Annotated in this window: 20 protein-coding genes; 9 read left to right on the top strand and 11 right to left on the bottom strand. The window is 72.2% G+C overall.

Annotated features, from left to right (window positions below; genetic code table 11):
- Positions 1-59: 59 nt before the first annotated feature.
- Both FLW16_RS02385 and FLW16_RS02390 read left to right on the top strand, forming a co-directional pair.
- Positions 60-1,307, top strand: coding sequence for a sensor histidine kinase (locus FLW16_RS02385; RefSeq protein WP_142557063.1), 1,248 nt, complete (start codon positions 60-62; stop codon positions 1,305-1,307).
- A complete protein-coding gene (locus FLW16_RS02390) occupies positions 1,298-1,945 on the top strand; it encodes a response regulator transcription factor (protein WP_142557065.1) in 648 nt (215 codons plus the stop codon). Before FLW16_RS02385 ends, FLW16_RS02390 begins: the two co-directional genes overlap by 10 nt.
- A 96-nt stretch (positions 1,946-2,041) precedes the next feature.
- Here FLW16_RS02390 and FLW16_RS02395 read toward each other — a convergent pair whose 3' ends face one another.
- From FLW16_RS02395 to FLW16_RS02405, 3 genes are all read right to left on the bottom strand, one after another.
- Complete coding sequence (locus FLW16_RS02395; RefSeq protein ID WP_142557067.1) at positions 2,042-2,503, bottom strand: DUF6220 domain-containing protein; 462 nt, start codon at positions 2,501-2,503, stop codon at positions 2,042-2,044.
- A gap of 181 nt (positions 2,504-2,684) precedes the next feature.
- Entirely contained in the window at positions 2,685-3,101 is a 417-nt protein-coding gene (locus FLW16_RS02400; protein WP_139574281.1) for a cupin domain-containing protein, read from the bottom strand.
- A 91-nt stretch (positions 3,102-3,192) separates the two neighbouring features.
- Positions 3,193-3,570, bottom strand: coding sequence for a cupin domain-containing protein (locus tag FLW16_RS02405; RefSeq protein WP_142557069.1), 378 nt, complete (start codon positions 3,568-3,570; stop codon positions 3,193-3,195).
- Positions 3,571-3,632: 62 nt separating this feature from the next.
- Between FLW16_RS02405 and FLW16_RS02410 the strand changes: the two genes are divergently transcribed.
- Positions 3,633-4,100, top strand: coding sequence for a MarR family winged helix-turn-helix transcriptional regulator (locus FLW16_RS02410; RefSeq protein ID WP_142557071.1), 468 nt, complete (start codon positions 3,633-3,635; stop codon positions 4,098-4,100).
- Between the two features lie 18 nt (positions 4,101-4,118).
- Here the strand turns inward: FLW16_RS02410 and FLW16_RS02415 are convergent, their stop codons facing one another.
- The 3 genes from FLW16_RS02415 to FLW16_RS02425 all read right to left on the bottom strand — a co-directional run bounded on the left by FLW16_RS02415 (position 4,119) and on the right by FLW16_RS02425 (position 6,995).
- Entirely contained in the window at positions 4,119-5,768 is a 1,650-nt protein-coding gene (locus FLW16_RS02415; protein ID WP_142557073.1) for an MFS transporter, read from the bottom strand.
- Positions 5,765-6,412 (bottom strand): LppX_LprAFG lipoprotein, encoded by a 648-nt coding sequence (locus FLW16_RS02420; protein WP_142557075.1) that lies wholly within the window; start codon positions 6,410-6,412, stop codon positions 5,765-5,767. Before FLW16_RS02420 ends, FLW16_RS02415 begins: the two co-directional genes overlap by 4 nt.
- 115 nt (positions 6,413-6,527) lie before the next feature.
- Entirely contained in the window at positions 6,528-6,995 is a 468-nt protein-coding gene (locus FLW16_RS02425) for a MarR family winged helix-turn-helix transcriptional regulator (RefSeq protein ID WP_142557076.1), read from the bottom strand.
- A 38-nt stretch (positions 6,996-7,033) separates the two neighbouring features.
- Here FLW16_RS02425 and FLW16_RS02430 point away from each other — a divergent pair, with 38 nt between their 5' ends.
- Entirely contained in the window at positions 7,034-7,975 is a 942-nt protein-coding gene (locus tag FLW16_RS02430; protein WP_142557078.1) for a cation diffusion facilitator family transporter, read from the top strand.
- On the opposite strand, the gene FLW16_RS02435 is transcribed toward FLW16_RS02430, so the two are convergent.
- A complete protein-coding gene (locus tag FLW16_RS02435; protein WP_142557080.1) occupies positions 7,955-8,602 on the bottom strand; it encodes a 4'-phosphopantetheinyl transferase superfamily protein in 648 nt (215 codons plus the stop codon). The genes FLW16_RS02430 and FLW16_RS02435 overlap by 21 nt on opposite strands.
- Before the next feature lie 172 nt (positions 8,603-8,774).
- Here FLW16_RS02435 and FLW16_RS02440 point away from each other — a divergent pair, with 172 nt between their 5' ends.
- On the top strand, positions 8,775-9,287 hold the full coding sequence (locus FLW16_RS02440; protein ID WP_221890844.1) for a hypothetical protein: 513 nt from the start codon (positions 8,775-8,777) through the stop codon (positions 9,285-9,287).
- Entirely contained in the window at positions 9,284-12,283 is a 3,000-nt protein-coding gene (locus FLW16_RS02445; protein ID WP_142557082.1) for a M48 family metalloprotease, read from the top strand. Before FLW16_RS02440 ends, FLW16_RS02445 begins: the two co-directional genes overlap by 4 nt.
- 76 nt (positions 12,284-12,359) lie before the next feature.
- Here FLW16_RS02445 and FLW16_RS02450 read toward each other — a convergent pair whose 3' ends face one another.
- Positions 12,360-13,754 carry an aminopeptidase P family protein gene (locus FLW16_RS02450; RefSeq protein WP_142557084.1) on the bottom strand — a complete coding sequence of 465 codons (1,395 nt, stop codon included), beginning with the start codon at positions 13,752-13,754 and terminating at the stop codon, positions 12,360-12,362.
- Positions 13,755-13,919: 165 nt separating this feature from the next.
- Between FLW16_RS02450 and FLW16_RS02455 the strand changes: the two genes are divergently transcribed.
- Both FLW16_RS02455 and FLW16_RS02460 read left to right on the top strand, forming a co-directional pair.
- On the top strand, positions 13,920-14,348 hold the full coding sequence (locus tag FLW16_RS02455; protein ID WP_142557086.1) for a CBS domain-containing protein: 429 nt from the start codon (positions 13,920-13,922) through the stop codon (positions 14,346-14,348).
- 80 nt (positions 14,349-14,428) lie between these two features.
- Positions 14,429-14,683, top strand: a complete 255-nt coding sequence (locus tag FLW16_RS02460) for a Smr/MutS family protein (RefSeq protein ID WP_030509549.1) — start codon at positions 14,429-14,431, stop codon at positions 14,681-14,683.
- A 28-nt stretch (positions 14,684-14,711) separates the two neighbouring features.
- Here the strand turns inward: FLW16_RS02460 and FLW16_RS02465 are convergent, their stop codons facing one another.
- Both FLW16_RS02465 and FLW16_RS02470 read right to left on the bottom strand, forming a co-directional pair.
- Positions 14,712-15,365, bottom strand: coding sequence for a tyrosine-type recombinase/integrase (locus FLW16_RS02465; protein ID WP_185949203.1), 654 nt, complete (start codon positions 15,363-15,365; stop codon positions 14,712-14,714).
- Positions 15,366-15,611: 246 nt separating this feature from the next.
- Entirely contained in the window at positions 15,612-16,241 is a 630-nt protein-coding gene (locus FLW16_RS02470; protein WP_142557090.1) for a hypothetical protein, read from the bottom strand.
- A 196-nt stretch (positions 16,242-16,437) separates the two neighbouring features.
- Between FLW16_RS02470 and FLW16_RS02475 the strand changes: the two genes are divergently transcribed.
- Positions 16,438-16,683 carry a hypothetical protein gene (locus FLW16_RS02475; RefSeq protein WP_142557092.1) on the top strand — a complete coding sequence of 82 codons (246 nt, stop codon included), beginning with the start codon at positions 16,438-16,440 and terminating at the stop codon, positions 16,681-16,683.
- Between the two features lie 531 nt (positions 16,684-17,214).
- Here FLW16_RS02475 and FLW16_RS02480 read toward each other — a convergent pair.
- Entirely contained in the window at positions 17,215-17,592 is a 378-nt protein-coding gene (locus FLW16_RS02480; protein ID WP_142557093.1) for an ester cyclase, read from the bottom strand.
- Positions 17,593-17,635 lie beyond the last annotated feature (43 nt).

Here is a 17,635-nt window from a genome sequence, read left to right on the forward strand (position 1 = left end):
CCCCGGGACTGCCGTCCGCCGGATCGATCTGCGGCGGGCGGGTCAATAGCGTTGGGGACATGCGCCGAATTCTCTCCCGCCTCGGCGGCGACACGGTCTATATCCTCGTGGGGTTCCCCCTCGCGATCATCACGTTCTGCCTCACGGTGGCCGGCCTGTCGGCCGGCACCGGCCTGCTGGTGGTCTGGCTCGGCGTGCCCGTCCTCGCGCTCACCCTCCTCATCGCCCGGGGAATGGGCGACGTCGAACGGCTCCGCATGCGCGCGGTGCTGGGCAGGGACGTGCCCCGGCCGCGGTATCCCACATCGCCGCCCGGGGCGGGCGTGTTCCGCAAGACCGTCACCCCGCTCGCCGGGGGACAGCCCTGGCTCGACGTGCTGCACGCGCTGCTGGCCTTCCCGGTCGCGATCGTGGCGTTCTGCGTGACCGTCGTCTGGTGGGCGCTGGCTCTCGCCGGGCTGACCTATCCGCTGTACGGCTGGATCACCTCGAACATCCCCGGCAACACCGAGCTGCCCGAGCTCCTCGGCCTCGGCCAGGGCTACGTGATCAACTGCGTCTTCTACGGCGCGATCGGAGTGATCGCCGCGATCACCCTCTATCCGGTCGTCCGCTCCTGCGCCTTGATCAAGGCGTCCCTGGGCCGGGCGCTGCTGACCGGCGTCGCCGAGTTGCAGGAGCGCATCGACGACCTCACCGAGGGCCGCCACGCCGCCGCCCACGCGGAGGCGAACGCGCTGCGCCGCCTGGAGCGCGACATCCACGACGGGCCCCAGCAGCGCCTGGTCCACCTGGCCATGGAGCTGTCGCGGGCCCAGCGGGAACTGCAGAAGGACGCCACGGCCGCGCACGAGACGATCGGCAAGGCGATCAGCGCCACCCGGGAGACCCTGGACGAGCTGCGGGCGCTGTCGCGCGGCATCGCCCCGCCGATCCTGGCCGACCGCGGCCTCGCCCCGGCGCTCGCCGCCCTCGCCGGCCGCTGCACGGTGCCCGTGGAGCTGGACGTCCAGACGGCCGAGCGGTATCCCGCGCTCATCGAGAACACGATCTACTTCGTGACCGCCGAGTCGCTCACCAACGTGGCCAAGCACAGCAGGGCGACGTCCTGCTCGGTCGGGCTGACCAGGATCGGCGACACGCTCATCCTCACGATCGGGGATGATGGGGTCGGCGGCGCACACGTCGCCAAGGGACACGGCCTGTCCGGCCTGGCCGACCGGCTGCGGGCCGTCGACGGCGAGCTGTCGGTGCGATCGCCGGCGGGCGGGCCGACACTGATCACGGCGGAGGTTCCGTGCGCGTAGTGGTGGCCGACGACGCCGTCCTCATCCGGGAGGGGCTCGTCCGCCTGCTGGAGGAGTTCGGCTGCGAGGTCGTCGAGACCGTGGGCACGGGAGAGGACCTGGTCAAGGCCGTCGTCGCCCACCGGCCCGACGTGTCGGTGGTCGACGTGCGGATGCCGCCGACGTTCACCGACGAGGGCCTGCGCGCCGCCGTCGTGGTGCGGGAGAAGGTGCCGGGCACGCCCGTGCTGATCCTGTCGCAGTACGTCGAGGTGTCGTACGCCGACGACCTGCTGGCCGACGCCCGCGGGGCGGTCGGCTACCTGCTGAAGGACCGCGTGGTCGACGTCGAGGAGTTCATGGACGGCCTGCGGCGGGTCGCCGCGGGGGGAACGGTCTTCGACCCCCAGGTCGTCGCCCAGCTGATGGTGCGGCGGCGGCGAGACGACCCGCTGGCGTCGCTGACGCCACGTGAACGCGAGGTCCTGTCGCTGATGGCCGAGGGCAGGTCGAACCCCGCGATCGCCCGCCGCCTCGTCGTCACCGAGGGCGCGGTGGAAAAGCACATCCGCGGCATCTTCACCAAGCTCGGCCTGTACGCCGAGGACGGCGACCAGCACCGCCGCGTCCTCGCGGTGCTGGCCTACCTTCGCTCCTGACCGCGCGCGCGTCACGCGGGGTGGTCGCCGCCGCGGTCGCGGCCCAGGCGGCCGCGACCAGGACGAGCAGGATCCGAGCGATCGGCCGTGCGGTGGTCACGCCGCCACGTGCGCGCCGGTGGACGCCGCGACCGGAACGCCCTTGACCAGGGCGCGGGCCCGCCGCACGACGACGACGGCCACGGCGAGGATCGCCACGCCGTCGAGGGCGTGGAAGCCCATGACGACCAGGCCGGCCGTGGTCGACGCGGTGTCCGTCGCGCCGGCGAGCTCCGCCAGCGGGAAGATCACGAACAGCTGCACCGCCGCCAGCACGAACGGCAGGATCGACAGGCCCGCGGCCTTGCCGCCCGCGCGGGCGGCGAGGGCCGTGATCGCGGTCAGCAGCGAGACGAGCGGGATCACCAGCGAGCCGTTCGTGACGTGGTAGTTGATGGCGGCGTCCGGATCGCCAGGCGCCGGGTGCGGGGTCTCGAACGCGCCGAACGTGGCGAGGTAGAACTGGGCGAGCACGGCGACGAGCTGCACGATGGCGAAGCCGAAGAACACCTTGCGCATACGGGGCCTCCTCAGTCGGGAAGGGACGAGCCCCGGGGGTTCTGCGGGGCGGTGGCGAGAGCCGGAGTGGTACGCCGCAATGGTGGACCGTCCGTGTCCCGGGCACCCGGGACATCCGCCCCCGCCCACCGGGAAGTTCGCCCGCCGGACGACCCCGCGCGCCCGCTGACGCGCGGGCCCGTCAGCGAACCCAGGGCGGCACGAGCCGGTCGGTCCCCTTGGGCGCGAGGTCGCAGGCGTCCGCGGCGGTCATCCCGCCGGGGTTGTAGACCTCGCAGCCGGCCGGCGCGGCCACGATCGCGCTGAAGCCGGACTCCGCGCCGGCGTGCACCCGGCGGCTCACGTCGGCGGGCATGACGACGGTGTCCCCGGCCTCGACGGCGACGGTCTCGCCGTCGAGCTCGACGGTCGCGCCGCCGGTGAGGAAGGTCCACACCTGCTCGCCGTCGCTGGCGTGGTGGGGACCGCTGTTTCCGGCCGGCATGTCCACCCGCCAGACGGCCTGGGTGGCGCCTCCCTGGGTGGGCGAGGCGAGGGTGGTCATGACGCCGTTGGGAGTGGTGTTCCTGCGGCTGTCGGCGGAACGGATGACGGGCATGCGTGACTCCTTGGTGACAGAGCGGGCCGGGCGCCGGACGGGTCGCCGGGCCGGTCCGCGGGGAAGGCGGGAGACGGAGGAGGGGCAGAGGTCAGGCGATCCAGGGCGGCACGCCGTGCACGGTGCCGTCGGGCAGGACGGCCCTGGCCCCGGCGGGGGCGGTGACGACGGCGGTGAAGCCCTCGCCGGCGCCCGCCGTGACGCGCCGCGGGGTCGAGGGCGGCATGACCACGGTGTCGCCGGGCGCGACCGTGAACGTCTCGCCGCCGAGTTCGACGGTGGCGGTGCCGCCGAGGAACGTCCACACCTGCTCGGCGTCGAAGTCGTGCAGCGGCCCGCTCGTCGCGGGGGTCGCCTCGACGCGCCACACGGCCCGCGTGGCGCCGCCCAGGGTGGGCGAGGCGAAGGTGGTCATGACCCCGGCAGGGGTCTCGGATCTGCGGCATTGGGCATGGCGGATGACAGACATCGCCGGCGTCTCCTAAGATAGACAACGTCGTTGTCGGTAATAGTGAACCAGGTTGTCTATCCGTGTCAATCGACCCGCCCGGCTTCGAGCTGCCCCTGCGGCTCTTCCTGGGATTTCGCGTTCTCATCGACGAACTGCACGCCGAACTCGCCCGTCAGGGGCATCCGCACGCCCGTCCCATGCACGGGTTCGTCATGCAGGGGATCGGCACGGAGGGCACCACCGCGGTGGAGCTGGGCCGCACGCTCGGCGTCAGCAAACAGGCGGCGGGCAAGACGATCGAGACGCTGGAGCGCATCGGCTACGTGGAGCGCGCCCGCGACCCCCGCGACACGCGCCGCAAGATCGTACGGCTCACGCCGTCCGGAGTGGACATGCTGGTGCGCTCGGCCCGGATCTTCGACGACCTGCGGGCGCGCTGGGCCGCCGTCATCGGGGACGAGCGGCTCAGGGACCTGGAGGCCGATCTGCGGAAGGTGACGCCGCAGGACGTCTTCCGCCTCGACGTGCCCGGCTGGTTCGGCGCCTGACCCGGCAGGGGTGCGGGATCAGGCGCGGCGGCGGGGCAGGGCGAGGGACGCGGCCGCGCCGAGCACGCACAGCCCGCACGTGATCAGGAAGATCTCGGTGTACTCCGCGTGCAGCGCCGCCTGGACCTTCGCTGTGTAGTCCGCGAGCCTGCGGGCGTACTCGGCCGCGTCCACCCCGAACGGCAGCGGCGTGTCCAGGTGCGCGGTGAGCGACTGGAACCGGTGGAATCCCCAGGCCGACAGCGCGGCCACGCCCAGCAGCATGCCCATCATCCTGGCCACCACGACCGCCGCCGACGCCACGCCGTGCTGCGCCGCCGGGACCAGGCGCAGCACCGCCGACGAGACCGGGGCGATCACCACCCCGAGGCCGAGGCCGGCCACCACGAGGTCGACGTCCATCCGCACGCCGGCGGAGGCCAGGTCGAGCGGCCACCGGGAGATCAGCCAGTAGCCCGCGGCGGCCACCGCCATCCCCACCACGGCCACCGGGCGCTCGCCGAACCGCCGCACCAGGATCCCGCCGAGGAACGCCGCGACCGCGAGCGCGGCGAGGAACCGGGTGAGCACCAGAGCGCCGCCCACCGCGTCCTTGCCGAGCAGCGTCTGCGCGGCGAGTTGCACGTCGACCAGCGTGACCAGCAGCGCCGCCCCGGCCAGCAGGCTCACCGCCAGTGTGGCGAGCAGCGGTGTCCTCGCCACGCCCGCAAGGTCGAGCAGGCGGACCGGGGAGCGGATCTCCCACAGCACGAACAGCACCGCCGCGACCGCCCCTGCGGCCACGCACGGCAGTCCCCACGGCGGCAGCACGGCCGTGTCGGGGGAGGGGTTGTAGAGCCCGGCGACCAGCAGTCCGAGCGCCAGCGCGAGCAGGACCCCGCCGCCCGCGTCCACCTTCCCGGCGTCCGTCTTGCCCGCGTCCACCTTCCCGGCGTCCGTCTTGCCCGCGTCCACCTTCCCGGCGTCCGTCTTGCCCGCGTTCACCTTGCCCGTGCTCGCCGCGCCGGAGGGCCGGCCGTACGGCTCGCGCCCGCCGGGGACGGCCGCCTGCACGGCGACGGCGGCCAGCAGCGCGAGCGGGAGGTTGACCCAGAAGATGCCGCGCCATCCGGCGAGCGCGGCCAGGCCCGCGCCGTACAGCGGGCCGAGCACGCTGCCGAGCTCCTGCGCGGCGCCGACCGCCCCGAGCGCCACGGGCCGGGTGCGCTCGTCCCACAGGTCGCCGATGAGGGCCATGGTGATCGGCAGCAGCGCGCCGCCCGCGACGCCCTGGAGCGTGCGGCCTGCGACCAGCGCGGGGACGCTCCCCGCCAGGGCGGTGACGAGGGAACCGGCGGCGAACCCGGCCAGGCAGGCGTGGATCAGCACGCGCCTGCCGTACCGGTCGGACAGGCGGCCGAGCAGCGGCATCGCCGCGACGTAGCCGAGCAGGAACCCGGTCACGACCGGGGTCGCCCGCTCCAGGTGGTTCAGCGGCACGCCGACGTCGGCGGCGACGTCCACGAGCACGGTGACGACGACGTACGCGTCGAGCGCGGCGAGCAGCACGGCGGCCCCGCCGACGCCCAGCGCGAGACGCCGGTGCCGGTTGGAGGACCCGGCCGCCCGCGTCTGCCCGGCCGCGCCGGTGGCGTCGGTGGCGTCCCTGGCGTCGGCGGCGTCGGTCACGACGCGGGCGGGGCGATGGTCACGGGGGCGTCGTAGTCCGCGAGGGTCACGGCCACGGAGCCGCCGGTGAGCGGCAGGTCGAGCTTGAGCAGGCGGCTGGTGGCCTTGTCGATCCAGAGCGTGCCGGTGACCCCCTGCTGCACGCCGGGGACCAGCTTGGCCAGCACCTCCTGCGACAGCGCGGCCGTCACCCGGTAGGCGGCGGCGTCGCCGACCTTCTCCTCCGCCCGCGTCTGGACGTCCTTCGCGGTGGACAGCAGGTCGGGTACGCCGGTCAGCACGGCGGAGGGGTTGTAAAGGGCCATGAGCTGCTGCCTGGTCATCGTCTGGAAGCCGCCGGTGGGTCCCTTGAAGTAGACCTTGTCGCCGACGAGCACGAACTCGATCTCCTGCAGCCCCACGATCTCGATCTGCAGGGTGCCCTTTGCGTCGCCCTCCCGGGTGAGGCTGCCCTCGGCGTGCCGGACCGGTACGGCGGGCTTGTCCTTGGTCTCGATCGTGAAGGCGACCGTCTTGACCGTCCGCATGGCCTCGGCCGAGCGCTTCAGCAGCGCGGGACCGTCCGGCAGGGCCGTCTCGCTCTTCGCGCTGCAGGCGGTCACCAGCAGCAGGCCGGCCACGACGAGCCCGAGGATTGTTCGCACAGCCGGATCGTAGCGAGCGGGCGGGGCCGGCACGCGCTCCCGCGGGAATCGGTTTGGCCCGGCCGGTGGCGGGAAGTCGGGACCGGTGCTCACCCCCCGCCGTCCCTCAGCCTCCTCACCGGGTGCCGCGGACCGCCTGGAGATGATCGACGATCGGCGTGTAGATCCGCTCCAGGGTGGACACCTCCTCGGGGGTCATCAGGTCGATGAAGTGCCGGCGGACGCTCGCCACGTGGTCCGGCGCCACCCGCTGGATCGTCTCCCAGCCGTGGTCGGTCAGCACGGCGAACGTGCCGCGCCGGTCGTCCTCGCAGTCCTGCCGGGTCACCAGGCCGGCGGCCTCCATCCGGGAGATCTGGTGGGACAGCCGGCTGCGGGACTGGATCGTGGCGTCGGCCAGCTCGCTCATGCGCATGCGGCGGCCGGGACTCTCCGAGAGGTTCACGAGGATCTCGTAGTCGTTCAGCGACAGCCCGGTGGCCTGCAGCTCCCGGTCGAGCTGGTGGAAGAGCAGGCGGTGGGCGGCCAGATGGGCCCGCCAGGCGCGCTGCTCCTGCGGGGTGAGCCATAGAGGGGCTTCCATGATGACCAGCATAAGATCACTTGAACGAACGGAGCGGAATGGCTGACAGCGAGAACGGTGAGAGCCTCGGCACCGTCGTGGTCGCGGGCGCGGCCAACCTCGCCATCGCGCTGGCCAAGCTGATTGCCGGCCTGATGAGCTCCTCCTCGGCGATGCTGTCGGAGGCCGCGCACTCGGCGGCGGACACGGCCACCGAGATCGTGCTGTTCGCCGCGATCCGACACGGCGAGCGTCCCGCGGACTCCCGCCATCCGCTCGGCCACGGACGGGCCGCCTACCTGTGGGCGATCGTGGCGGCCTGCTTCACGCTGGTCGTGGGGGCCGGGTTCTCGCTGACGCACGGCTGGCACACGATCACCGCGGGGGAGAGCTTGGGCGACATCGGCGTGTCGTACCTCGTGCTCGCGGTGTCCTTCGCGATCGAGTCGGTCTCCCTCTGGAAGGCCCTGCGGCAGCTTCGCGGCGAGGCCCGCCGCTGGCGGGTGAGCCCCGGGCGGCTGCTGCAGCGCACCTCCGACACCGTGCTCAAGGCCGTCGTGCTGGAGGACTCCGCCGCGCTGATCGGCATCGCGACGGCCGGCGTCGGCCTGCTGCTGTCGCAGCTCACCGGCTCGGCCGTGTGGGACGGCGTCGCGTCGATCGTCATCGGGCTGCTGCTGCTCGGCGTGGCGCTGACCCTGATCAGGACCAACGCCTCGCTGCTCATCGGCCAGGCGGCGCCGCGCGGGTTGCAGGAGGAGATCCGCGGCGAGCTGGCCGCCCATCCGGAGGTCGAGGCCGTCGTCGAGCTGGTCACGGTCATGATGGGCCCCGGCCAGGTCATGGTCGCGGCCAAGGTCGACTTCCGCGACGAGACGTCCGGGCAGCGGCTCGAGCTCGCCTCCGACCAGGTGGAGCGCCGGCTCACCGAGCGGTTCCCGGAGATCCGGCAGGTCTTCCTCGACCCCACCCCGGGGCGGTCAGCCGCCAAGAAGGCGTAGTTTGGCGGGCTCGTCGGTGACCGCGGAGGCGATCACGGTGCCGGCCGTCCACTCGACGAAGTGACGGCCCTGCCATTCCAGCGGGATCGACAGCCCGTCCTCCAGCGGCAGGGCCGACAGGTCCGCCTCGCGCAGCCGGTCGAGCGTGAGCTCTCCCCGTTTGACCAGCGCCTCCTTGCGTACCCACTGCCGGATCAGCCCGCGGTTGTCGTCGCCGACCAGCTTCGCCTCCGCGGGGGTCAGCGCGAGCTCCACCAGCCTCTCGTCGGCCGGGCCGTTCGTGGCGTGCTCGGCGTCCACGCCCACCCGGCCGAACCCGGCGACCGCGCAGACGTAGCCCGAGGTGTGCGCCAGGCTGATCGACACCTCGGGGGCCTCGGCCAGCCAGGGCCGTCCGTGGGCCTGCCCGCAGCCCTCGCAGCGCTGCACCACGGTCAGCATGCAGGCGCGGGTGCCGAGCAGCTCCGCGGCGCAGTGCCGTACGAGCAGGTGGGCGGCGACGAAGTCGAGGCGGTCCCGCTTGCGGGTGAAACGCCCGGCGCGCTCGCGCTCGGCCTCGGTCAGTGTGCCGGCGACCATGTCCAGCACGTCGTCGGTGTGGCCGGCCACGGCCAGTGGGGGGCGCACGAGGCCACTGTAGGGGAGCGATGTGACGATCACGTGAACTGGGGCCCAGGACGCGGCGACGACTCTTCCGCTGGTCTCGCCCCGGATAACGGCATGCCCGTCGATCGGCGCTTGTAGCATCACGCCCAGGAGCCGATTCCGAAGTCAGCGAACTGCCACCAGGGACGGGACGTTGAACACACAGCCCGAATGCTCCGCTGAGGTTCTGGTCCGTGACGTCGTACGAAGGGTCGTGGCCGACTGCGCGCCGGAGGAATCGGTCGTGGTCGAGGGGCTGCTGCGCTACAGCGACGCCGAGGTGCTGGCCCGGCTGCGCCGGCGCGGGCACGGGCGTGACCCGCTCGGCTTCGGACTCGCCGACGTCGTTCCGCTGGTGGCCCCGCTGCTGTGGCTGACGCTGGAAAGCGCCCGCCAGAGGCTGGCCGACGCGGCCGTGGACGGGGCCGCGCGCGGCTCGGCGTCGCTGTGGCGGCGCATCCGGCGCCGCAAGGCGAAACCCGAAACCATCCCTCCCCTCACGCGCGGGCAGCAGGCGATGGTCAGGCAGATGGTCCTCGACGCGGCCGCCGACGCCGGGCTGTCGCCGGGCCGGGCCAAGCAGATCGCCGACGGCGTCGTCGCCGGCCTGGCGCTGGCCGAGCCGGGCGAGTCCCCAGGAGAAGCCGATGTGAGGGAGACGCGGTGACCACCGTCGAGCCTGTCCGGGCCAGGCTCGACGAACGGATACTCGGCGCCGGCACGAACTCCCGCTTCGCTCTGCTGCTCCTCCTGCTCGTGGCCGCCAGCGGCTACATGCTGGTGTCGATACTGACCGTGCTCCGCCTCGGCGGCTACCAGGGGTGTGCGCTGGCGGCCGGCGTCGATTGGGACGCCGCCCACGCGCTGGCGACGGCGACACGTCTGACGGGGCAGGCGCTGGCGTTTCTCCCCTGCGTGGCCCGGCACGCACCGCCTCCGCCGTTGTGGCAGATCCTGGCCGCGCCCGCGGTGGTCGTCACCGCCGCGGCGGCGGTCACAGTCCTGCTGCCGCTGTGGAAGCAGCGCCACGGCCGCTGCATCCGTCTGAACCTTGTCCCTGGCGGCTCCGAGATCGCCGCGCGCGTCGAGGAACTGGCCGCGGGCCGCGTCGCGCGGGTGCCTGAACTGTTCTTCGCGCCGGCCGCGACCACCAGGAGCGCCACGGTGTTCGGCACCAACGGCCGCCCCCGGCTGGTTCTGCACGGCGGGCTGGTCGCCTGCCGCATCACCGACCCCCGGACGTTCGACGCCGTCGTCCTGCACGAGCTCGGCCACGTCGCCAACAGGGATCTCACGATCACCTACGCCACCGTCGCCCTGTGGCGGACGTTCATCGTGCTGGTGATCGTCCCGTACCTGCTGTGGTGGTCGGGACTGTGGCTGCTCGGCATCGCGGCCGGCATCGGCCCGACGCTCACGACCCTGATCACGCGCTATCTGGTCGTTCCCGTGGTCATCGCCATCGTGATGCACTTCGCCCGTGCGGACGTGCTGCGCAGCAGGGAGCTGTACGCCGATCTGACGGCCAGGCGGTGGGGCGCGCCGCTGGAGCACGTCTGGGCCGCGAGGCCCACGCCGGCCGGGCGCCGGCGTCCGCACCGGTGGGCGAGCGTCCTGCTGGACCAGCTGCGCACCCACCCGAGGTGGGAGATCCGCCGCGACGCCCTCGACGACCCGGCGCCGCTCTTCGCGGTGAGTTCGCTGTTGATGTTCCTGGCCGGAACCAGCGCCACGCTGATGAACTTCCACCTGATGGGGCACGTAGCGCCGCACGTCGCCGACCTGAGCGACTGGCTCGGCCAGGGACTCGCCGCCGTTCCGGCCGCCGTGGTCGCGGCGCCCGCCACAGCGGTGCTGTGGCGGGCGGTCGTCCGCGCCGCCGTGCTGGGCCGGCCGGCCCCCACCGGGGTGCGGGCCGGGCTGTGGCTGGGCCTCGGGCTGGCCGCCGGATCGCTGGTCAGCGGCCAGGTCATCGGGAACCTGTGGCCGCCCGGCAGATGGTGGGTGCTGGCGCTGGTCGTAGGTGTCGCGGTCGCCTTCACGTGCTGGACCTGTCAGTGTGCTCGCCTGGCCGCCGCGTCCTGGCCGGGCCGGTCGCTGCGGTGGCCGCTGGCGCTGTGCCTGATCGCGGGCTGGCTGATCCTCGCGGCGTGGTTCGCCTGGTGGAACTACTACGGCGCGATGTACGCCAGCGGATTCTGGTACGACCCGGCGGGCCTGCGACGGACCATCGTCGACTGGTTCCCCGGTATGGGCACCGCTCACCCGGACACGACCGCCGTCATGGCCCCGACGATCACCGTGCTGCGATACGCGGCCTACCAGCCGCTCACCCCTGTCGCCGCCGTCGCGGCCTGGGCCACGCCCTTCGTCCTGTGGGCCGCGGGCGCCGCCGGACGCGGGCCCGGCTGGCCGCGCTCACCGGGCGACGCCGGCGCAGACCGCGCGGCGGCGGATGCCACAGCTCCCGTGGCATGGCGGGCGCCCGCGCTGCGGCAGGCCACCGCACCCGCACTGCTGGGAGCGGTCATCGCGACCGCCGGTGTCGCCGGAGTCCAGGCATGGCTGCACACCCTGCACGCCGCGCCGGGACAGCGCGGCGGCATGTACGCCTTCAGCTACGCGATCTGGTCGCTGTGGGCGATCGCGGCCGGCGCGCTCGTCGCCGCCCTGGTCGCGGCGTCCTCGGCCCGGTTCCGCCTGCCGGCCGCGCTCATCGCCGCGGGGATCGGCGCGCTGCTCGGCCTGGGCGCCGCGACCGCGCTCATCTCCGCCGACGGATGCGTCCAACCGCTGAGCGTCCTCAACGACAGCTGCACCTGGCGTCCCGCCTGGCGGCAACTGCAGGGCGGCAACACGTTCGGCCTCGTCGCGCACAGCACGCTGCTCATGGCCCCGGTCGTCGCGGTGGCGGCCACGGCACTGGCGGCCCTGTTCCATCTTCCCTGGCGGGCGATCCACGCGAAGGACCGCGCCCCGGCGCCCCAGCCGGTCGCGACCAGCGCGCCCGCCCTGACCGGAGGACGGTACGCCGGCGCGGTGCTGTCGGCGGCCGGCGTGCCTTGTGTTGCTCTCGCGACCGCGGCCGTGCTGATGGCAGGCGACGCCGAAGCGCAGTTCGCGACAAAGGCGCAGCTCGTGACGGCCGCCATGCAGACCGCCTTCCAGCAGACGGCGGGTCTGCCGGTCCTGCCGGTGTCGCGGGACATGCGCCGGCGGCAGGTTCACGCCTGGTATCGGCTCGGTGGCCGATACCTCCTCGACCACGCCACTCGCAACGGCCGGTGGATCGTGACGCTGCTCCACTCGGCGGTGCGCGACCGCCGGCTGGAGATCACCGCTGATCTCATGGCCAAGGTGCGACCGGCGTGCCGGAACATGATGAACGTGGCCTCCTGGGAACCCGTCTACTTCCAGATCCCCGACCCGGCCGCGCAGGCGTCCTGGCACCGGTTCGGACTCGACGTCCGGAGCGCGGGTCCGACATGCCTGCAGGCCGCCGACCACACAGACGTCGACGCGTTCGGCACGTCCATGATGGGACTGCTGACCGCGGCGGAGAACGCCATCGACACCTCGATCCGGATCGACGCGGTGATCGACGACCGATCCGACCCCGTCTACAAGGGCGAGCCGGAAGAGCCGCCTCAGCCTCGTCTCTGAGGCGCGGGCCGGCAACCCACGGGACCGCGCACCGTCGGCCGGACGATCGCCGGCCTGCGGCCCCGGAAGGGGACGGTCACCCGGTCAGGGCGGCCATCCACGACTCGATCTCGTCGGCGCGGCGGGGCAGCGCGGCCGACATCAGGCGGGCGCCGTCGGCCGTGACGACGAGGTCGTCCTCGATGCGGACGCCGATCCCGCGCAGCTCCGGCGGCAGGGTCAGATCGTCGGGCTGGAGGTAGAGCCCCGGCTCCACGGTCAGCACCTGGCCCTCCTCAAGCACGCCGTCGAGGTAGGTCTCCGCCCGGGCCCGGGCGCAGTCGTGCACGTCGAGGCCCAGCATGTGGCCGCTGCTGCACAGGGTGTAGCGCCGGTGCAGGCCCGCGTCGGCCTGCGCCCGGGTCAGCAGGCCCCACTCGCGCAGCCCGTCGGAGATCACCCGCATGGCGGTCTCGTGGAACTCGCGGAAGCGTACCCCCGGCCGCAGCACGGCGATGGCGGCGGTCTGCGCCTCGTAGACCAGGTCGTACACCTGCCGCTGCACCGGGCTGAACCGGCCCGACAGCGGCAGCGTGCGGGTGACGTCGGCCGTGTAGAGGTTGTCGCCCTCGACCCCGGCGTCCAGCAGCAGCATCTCGGCGGGGTCGAGCCGTCCGTCGTTGCGGATCCAGTGCAGCACGCACGCGTGCGCCCCGGAGGCCACGATCGACTGGTAACCCACGGCGTTGCCCTCCAGCCGCGAGCGCATGCCGAAGACTCCCTCGACGTACCGCTCGCCGCGCGGGTGCGCGAGGGCCGCGGGCAGCGCGCGCACGACGTCCTCGAACCCGCGCGCGGTCGCGTCCACCGCCTGCTGCAGCTCCGCGATCTCCCACTCGTCCTTGACCAGCCGCAGCTCCGACAGGACCGCGGCCAGTTCGGCGTCGCGGTCGTCGCCGGCGGGGGAGACGAGCGCGTCGACCGAGGCGTCCACCCCGCGCAGCACGCGCGCCGGGCCGTGCAGCGCGGCCGGCAGCGCGTCGATGTGCGCGCACTCGATCTGGTAGGCCGCCTCGGCCTCCGCGAGGTCGAAACGGCGGCCCACCCAGAACTCGCCGTATCGCCGGTCGCGGTAGAACTCCTGCGACTCGGCACGGGACGGGCGGGGATGCAGGAACAGCCGGGCGTCGCCCGACGGCTCGATCACCAGGACGTCGTCGGGCTGCTGGCCGCCGGTCAGGTAGGCGAACGCGCTGTGCGTGCGGAACCGGTGGTCGTCGTCGTTGCTGCGGGCCTGCAGGGTGCCCGAGGGGATGACGAGCCGCTCGCCGGGCAGCCGTTCGGCGAGCCGCGCCCGCCGCTTGGCGGCGTACGCGGCGACCGGCAGCGGCGCCACGTCCTCGCGCGTGCCGGCCCAGCCGCCGCGCATGAACTCCGCGAGCGCGTCTGAGATCGGGAGATCGTGGCTCCCGGTGTTGAGCTTCTCGGCCATCCTCTGCCCCCAGCGTGCGGTGATATTTCGCCATCGTAGGGGTGGGGGCCCTTGACGAGGTAGGACGACCGCTGTTGCCTGGGGAAACAGGATTCGCCGCTCCGGCCGGCCGGCGGGAGCGGAAGCGGGGACATGTCCCCCGGGTGCCCCTGAGAGGCGGTGTCGATGCTCATCGGGACGATCTTGCAGAGTAAGGGAACAGGTGTGGCGACCGTTCCTCCGCACGCCACGGTGTCCGAGCTTCTCGCCCGGCTCGCCGAGCTCAACATCGGCGCGGTCGTGGTCTCCGAGGACGGCCTGTCCATCGCGGGCATCGTGTCGGAACGCGACGTCGTGCGTCGGCTCAACGAGCACGGCGCCGCGCTGCTGGCCATGCCCGTCTCGTCGATCATGACCGCGGACGTGCGCACCTGCGGCCCGGACGCCAACGTCGACGACCTGCGCCGCACCATGACCAACCACCGGATCAGGCACGTGCCCGTGGTCCGCGACGGCCGGCTGGCCGGCATCGTCAGCATCGGCGACGTCGTCAAGACCTCGATCCAGGAACTGGAGAGCGAGAAGGAGGCCCTGGTCGACTACATCAACGGCTGACGCGTGACCCCGCCGGCGTGGGGCGCGGTCACCCGCCTCGCCCCGCGTCCCGGGGCGAGCGGCGATTTAGACTCGCTAGCGTGAAGCTGAAGCTGGACCTCCACGACATCTACAACAAGGGCAGCGAGATCGACAAGGCGCTGCACGGCATCATCCAGGAGGCCGTACGCAAGAAGGCGACCCAGGTGGAGATCATCCCGGGCAAGGGGTCCGGCCAGCTCAAGAAGAAGGTGCTGCGCTTCCTGGAGCAGAAGGAGATCAAGGCGCTCTACCACCGGATCGACAAGGACTCCAAGAACCACGGCCGTCTGTTCGTCTACTTCCAGTGGAAGTAAGGGCGTCTCGCCTCCACCGCGGTAGACGTCATATCGATCTTCCCGAGGGCACAACCAGGGCACTCGGCCCGGTTTGCTCTTGAGTGAAGAACGCGTCCATGGCCTTGCGCGCCCGTTCCGCTGCGTTGGGCATCAGGTGGGTGTACGTCCGGAGCGTGAAGCCAGGGTCGGAGTGACCGAGGTATTCAGCGACCGTGCGAATGTCGGCCCCGGCACCGAGCCACGCCGGTGCCGCAGTGTGCCGCAGCACACGGCATCCATGTTCGCGGTGAGACTTCCGGCGCTCTCCTTTCGCCGGCGGGGGCACGATGCCCGCACGCTCAAGACCGACACGCCACTTGTGGTTGAACGTGTTGCGATGCAGGGCACCGCCATTGGGGCCGGGGAACAGGAGCTCCGCCGTCACCAGGTCGCCCCTGGGCTTGCCCTTCTCGACCCACGGCAGCGTTACCGCGACCGGCGGGTGCTGGGCGATGTGCGCGCTCAGCCGCGGGCCGAGAGACTCAGGCAGAGGCACAGCCGGGGTCTTGCCGCGCTTGGGCGGTGAGAACACCAAGTGTCCGCCGATCAGCCGAACCTGACGGTTCACATGCACCAGACGGCCGAGGAAGTCGATGTCCTCGACGGCTACACCGAACAACTCACCCTGCCGATGCCCGCATCCTGCGCCGAGAAAGACCATGGGCCGTACAGCTCGCCGAGGGCCGCGGCCATCGCCGCAACCTGCCCGAGAGTCCATGGGACGACCTTCTTGCGGGCGGGGGCCGGCGGTTTCACGGACTGCGCCTTCACCGGGTTGCACCCAACCACCTGGTCATCCACGGCGGCCTCGAAGGAGGACTGGCCATCATGTCGCCCGCGACACTTCCGCTCATGCCGATGAGCGTGAACTACTGATCCAACCCGTCGAGTTTGGCTTGACGGGGACTCAGCCGACGGTCGAGTGCTCGTGGCACCGGTCATCGGCGGTGTCCGGCAGCAGGACACACCCGCACACCTGACACGTTCCCCAGCGGCCGTACCAGGATCCCGTGCGCCGGAATCGGGCGGTGGCGGCCCGCCAGGCGGCCAGGTCGGCCTCGTCAGTCTCGCCGTCGGCGTCAGCGGGGTACCCAGGCTCGTTGCCCGCCAGGAAACCGGCGACAAAGTAGCGGGCCTCCTCCGACATCGCCCCCATCTCGGCGCGCGAGACGTTGTAGCCCACGCCCTCGTGGGGACACCACGCCGCCATCCGCCCGACGAACGTGTGGCCGTTACCGACGAGGAAGTCCCGCCTGCCGCAGGGGGCATCGAACCACAGCCGCTCATCGACCGTCGGCTCCTCGACGGGGACCCGCTCCCAACGCAGTGGCAGGCTCACCTTCGCCACAACTGAGGGAGCCGCCTCGCCGGCAGGAGGCCACCAAGCCACGAGGTTGGCCCCCCGCTCGCGGGCGAACGCGATGGCCTCGTCCCGAGCCATCAGCTCCAAACCTGTCCCGCGGTCGAGGTACACCTCGGCAGCCTCGATCGCCTCGTCGAAGCGGAACTCGGCCAGCGACCACATCCTGTCGGGCATGGACGACGATTCTAGATCCGCCAAGCAGGCCCCGAACGTCCGCAATGGCCGCGAGTCACACACCCGGCACGACTCCGGGCTGATCACGTTGACCATCAACCGAGGCCGCAACGTCAAGCATCAACCGAAGCAGGACGGGTCTAAAACTGACGGAGGTTGTTGACACCCCGGGTCTCCGATCGTTACGGAGACATCCATGCCCCCATCAGCCGAGCAGCAGCTCGATCGCCAGGCCCGCCACCGCCTGGCGATCATCCGTCACGCTGAAGAGGTCACCGGCAACGCCGCCGCCTCCCGCTGGCGCTCCCGGCGGCCGGCTAAAACCACGTCGGACGGCTGGCGCGGACGAGTCGAGGCGGGCCGCCGCGCGACAGTACAGCTCTCTCGCATGGGCGGCGGGGCCGGGCTGGAACAGCCGCCAGTGCCGCGCTGCGCGTGGTGACGCCTCCGGCGGGGGGCGCTCCGGCTCCGGGATGGCCTCGAACACACGTTCGGGTAGTGGGGTGGCTGGGGTAGGTGTCCATCCCGCCCGCCATCGACCCCAGGCGAGCCCAGCAGCCCGGCTCCTCCGCCGCAAGCCCGGCTGTGACCCCTGGCGTCCGATGCCCGTGGAAGGTGCCCAGGCGAAGGGACACGTCAAGCCGGGCTTGCACCTCCGTCGCCGGCCCGCTGCCGCTGCGCGGTGGGGTCGACGGCAAACGGGATGGACGGGCGTGTCGTAAGTGCCGGCCTAGCGTGCCCCTTCGCGCATGAGCTGGCTGCGTTGGAAGATCGGTCTACGCCGCCTTGGATCAGGGCCGGATCGACACCGGCGGGTTACGGCGTCTGCTCCTCGGGGTGGCCGCTTCGGCCCGCCCGGGTGAGCGCTACGACCAGATCGCAGCGGTGACGGCCGAGGACGGGCACTTCGACCGGGCACGGAAGATGTTCCTCCAGAACGACCGGCTACGGCTCCCGAAACGGAGCGCGCCGGTCAGGCCGCGCGCTGGAGGGAGCTGGCATCGACGACCGGCCAGATCTCGGCCACCTTGCCGTCCTCCATCCTGAAGACGACGCAGGCGCGGACCTCCACGGGACGGCCGGTGGGCGGGAAGCCGAAGAAGTCGCCCTCGTGCGTGCCGCGCAGCGTCCACCGGGTGGCTACCCGGTCGCCTTCGGCGATCATGTCCTCGATGTCGAAGTGCAGGTCGGGCATGGCCGAGCGGAGGTAGCGGGCGATCTGCTTGAGCGCCTCGGGGCCGACGGGACCAGCGCCGCGGGGCGAGAAGCCCGGAGTGACGATCTCGTCGGCTACGTCCAGGTCGTCGCCGTTGAGCACCTCGTCGTAAAAGCGCTTGATGACGTCTTTCATCGCCACATCCTTACTCTAGACTAGCTACTAGAGAGACATATTT

The organism is Microbispora sp. KK1-11 (genome assembly GCF_006874435.1).
Classification (GTDB): Bacteria; Actinomycetota; Actinomycetes; order Streptosporangiales; family Streptosporangiaceae; genus Microbispora; species Microbispora catharanthi.